At 67.1% G+C, this 3,594-nt stretch carries 2 protein-coding genes; both read right to left on the bottom strand.

The features are described 5' to 3' along the window. Positions 1-49 precede the first annotated feature (49 nt). Positions 50-2,386: a tyrosine-type recombinase/integrase gene (locus tag ABDV69_RS20570; RefSeq protein WP_343577630.1), complete on the bottom strand. Its 2,337-nt coding sequence runs from the start codon at positions 2,384-2,386 to the stop codon at positions 50-52. Beyond that, on the bottom strand, positions 2,383-3,453 hold the full coding sequence (locus ABDV69_RS20565) for a site-specific integrase (RefSeq protein ID WP_343577628.1): 1,071 nt from the start codon (positions 3,451-3,453) through the stop codon (positions 2,383-2,385). The genes ABDV69_RS20570 and ABDV69_RS20565 overlap by 4 nt, the downstream gene beginning before the upstream one ends. Positions 3,454-3,594 lie beyond the last annotated feature (141 nt).

The raw sequence follows: 3,594 nt of genomic DNA, 5'->3' as shown, positions 1-3,594 counted from the left end.
GTCGCGGATCGCACACATTCTGTGGAATTTGAAAGTTTGTCAAGTGCGGCTATTTTGCCTGGTGAATTGGGGTGATGGGCAGCATCGTTGGGGTGGGCCGGGTTCCGATCTGGTGTGGTGTTGGCCCGGCGGGGGTGGGGACGTCGGCGAGTCGGTTGAGGAGAGAGTCCAGGGCGGCATGGCCGTCGTCGACGGCAGCGCGTTCCTCGTCGGAGAGTGGGATCTCGGCGCGCATGCGCTGTAGGTTGTTCTTGGCTTCGAGGATCTGGGCTTTGGTCGATCCCTTGGGTGTGTAGAAATCGCAACGGGCGCAAGCCATCCGGTGTGGGCACTGCTCGAAGAAGCTGTAGGTGCACCAGCCGTGGCCGAGGTCGTAATGCTGCCACGGTTCGCCTGCGGCGGCCGCTCCGGAGGTGACGGCGTCGCGGTCGACGAGGACTTCGATCGCGCGGACGTTGCGGGCGAAGTATCCGGCCTCGGAGTAGGCCTTGGACAACGTATTCGGGGTGATCTTGGCGTAGTGCTGGGTGGTGTTCGGCGTGCTGTGCCCCAGCCAGGCCTGCAGCTCGAACAGCGTCATCGGCTCCTTGGCGTTGTAGAGCTGGCTGGCGATGGTGGATCGGGCTCGATGGCTGGTGATGTTGCCGCGGACGTCGGTGGTGGGGACGCCGGCCTTGCCGCATAGCGCCGGGATGATGGTGTGGTTGATGTACTCCTTGGCGACGGGCTGGGCGCGCACCGAGAACAGCATGTCGACGTGCTCGGCGGTCTTGCGGTCCAACCGTTTTGGCTGGTCGGGCCGCAGCGCCTGCCAGGCCTCGATGGCTTGGCCGACGATCGGGTCGACGGGCTTGGTGAAAGCGGTGCCGGTCTTGTGCACGGGCACGTCGAGCAGGCAAACCGCATCCTCGGCGAGGATCTCACGCGAGTCGCCCGCGATGGGCAGGCCGTCGTGCTGCCAGCGGATGCATCCGACGCGCAGCCGGGAGATCTCGTTGCTGCGCAGCCCGGAGAACAGCCAGGTCAGCGTGACCGCGCGGATCAGTTCCATCGGGTAGAAGGTGTCGGCGGAGTTGCCGGGCAGGTCGGTGGGGGCAAGGTTGAGCCCGGCCCACAGCAGTTTGGCCCACACGTCGTCGGCGATGACGCGAGGATTGGTGCCGATCAACGCGGCGACGCTGCGCGGCACTGCAAGTGCCCGGTTCGGATCGAACCGGCGGCCGATCCACTCCCATTCCTGGCAGTCGCGGAAGAAGGTGCGGGTGGCCATGAGATTGTGCGCCTTGGTGCGCGGCGAGACCGGTTCGCCGGCGCGGTCGCCGAGCGCGTCACGGCGTTGGACCCAGTCGCCGACGCTCATTCTGTCCACTGCGGCCACCCAGGCGGCGCAGGTCGCTCGGGTCCACTGCCCGGGGTCGGTGATCTCCGGGTGCTCAGCGGCCAGCCAGCGGCCGGTCTTGGCCAAGATGGTGCGGATCACCCTGCGCACCTTCGGAGTCAGCGTCGAGGTGGCATACCAGCGTTCGATCCACTCGGCCCATGCCGGGTTGGCGCCCTCGATGTCGGGGGCGTGGTTGTAACCGGTGCGCACGGGCGGATCGCAGTGACCCAGCTCGGCGACCGCCCGCTGCAGCGCATACAGCATCGATCCCTGATGCCCGTCGGTCGCCGGATGCGCTCGCAGCATGTCGAACGCCGTCGTGGTCAGTTCCTCGAGCCGGGGACTGCGGTTAAGCAGCAGCGCCTGGCTGAACACACCCCGCATCCGGCTTCTGGTGCCCTTGCTGATGCGGTATCCCCACCGGTCGAGCACCTCCTCGGCGCAGCACATCGCCTCATCCACCGCAGGCTCGCCAAATATCAAGCAGGCCAAGTGAAGTCGGTTGAACATGCCCAGGCGATGGAAGTCGGTGAACCCGCCGAGCAGATAGGCCAGGGCCACCACGAACGGTCGCACCGTCGACTCGGTCGGCAACGGCTGCGCAGCGGCGAACTCGCGCGCGCTGCCGCCGCACAGCCGCGCCCACTCCCACGGGGTCCAGCCCCACCAACTGCGGCCAGTGTCGGCGCAGTGCCCCAACACGATCGCCGCCGCCTGCCTACCGGCGCGGCGGAATCGGACATCGTCGCCGTGATGTAACCCGGCCAGGGTTGCATCCAGCGGCTCGGTCAACCGGCTCAGCGCACGCCAATGCGGCGCGGTTCGCCGCGGGATGCCCACCGCCTTGTTGCGGCGCAGCCCTTGCCGCCCGATTGCGAGCAGCGCCGCAGCCTCCTTCTCGCTCAACGTGATCCGGTGATCCCAGTGCCTGTGGCCGGAAAGACTTCTGACCGTCGGGTTCGCGCCGGCGGCGGCTCGCTGCGCGCTCTTCGCGACCGCAGTCATGTCGAGGCGTCCTGCCCACCACCGGCGGTACCGGGCCCGGTGAGCATGCCGATGCGCCAAGCGTGGATCTGCACCATGGAAGAGTTCAGCTTCGCCGACAGCTCCCGCCCGGACAGGTGGATGTACTGCAGCGTGGAGTCGGTGTTGCGGTGCCCGGCGAACGTGGCGATGGCGTGCAACTCCCAGCCCATCCGGGCCAGGTCCGTCAGGCACAGGTGCCGCGTGGTATGGGTGGAGAACCGAGGAAGGTTGGCCGCCAACGCGATTCGCCGTACCACCTTCGACCAGGTCCACAACGTGACCGGTTCGGCGCGGTTGCGGCGCGACTCCGACAGGAACAAACCGCCCCGGGCCCGGCTCAGCGTCGCCCGGTGCTGCAGGTACTGCGACAGCAGCACGCTCGTCGGCGCCGAATACGGCACCACCCGCTCACGGCGGGTCTTGGTCGTCTCCGCACGCACCCGTAAAGTGCGGTGCGCCGGGTCGAAATCGTCGCTGCGCAGCGAGCACAATTCCTCCCGGCGCAGTGCCGCGTCGTAGGCCAGCGCAAGCATCACCCGGTTACGGACCGGCTCCTCGGCGACCACTCCGAGCAGTTTCAGCCATTCGGCCTCGCTGGGAATCCACGGCAGCTTCACCATCCGCGGCACCAGCGCGCTCGCCCGACCACCGGATCGTCCGCCGGGCGTATAACGGCCCCGACCAACAGGATTCGACTCCCGCACCCCTTCCTCGACCAGGAAGTCGTAGAACAGCCGAACCGGCACCAGACGCTGCTGCAAGGTAGCGTTAGCCAGCCCCGTCCCCGAATCCAACGCCACCACATTGGCGCCGCGCAGACTCGGCCGCGACGTCAACTCCCGCACGAACAGCGCGACATGGGCGCGCGTCGCGGTCAGCGGGTCGATCCCCTCCCGCTCACAGACCTGCAGATACTCCGCCAGACCCCGGGCATACGCATCGATGGTTCGCGGTGAACGTCCCAGATCGGTCCAGATCTGTAGCCACTCCAGTGCCCGATCGTGCCGAGTGAACACCGGCCACTTGGTCTCCACCGCCTCAGGCATGCTCTCGACCCATCGTCACCGGTCACGCTGATCCGCGACGCTACTGGGCCCAACGGTGGTTCCGGCCGACCGACACGCTGTCTGATTCCACGTAACTTATAAGTACATGTCGCCTTCTCCGCAGGTCAGATAGGTGATGTC

Source organism: Mycobacterium sp. (assembly GCF_039583785.1).
GTDB lineage: Bacteria > Actinomycetota > Actinomycetes > Mycobacteriales > Mycobacteriaceae > Mycobacterium.
This window is presented reverse-complemented; position numbering and strand designations above follow the sequence as displayed.

Excerpts from the sequence above, each read along its gene's own strand:
- ABDV69_RS20570 (WP_343577630.1), bottom strand. The coding sequence starts at position 2,386 with ATGACTGCGGTCGCGAAGAGCGCGCAGCGAGCCGCCGCCGGCGCGAAC.
- ABDV69_RS20565 (WP_343577628.1), bottom strand. The coding sequence starts at position 3,453 with ATGCCTGAGGCGGTGGAGACCAAGTGGCCGGTGTTCACTCGGCACGAT.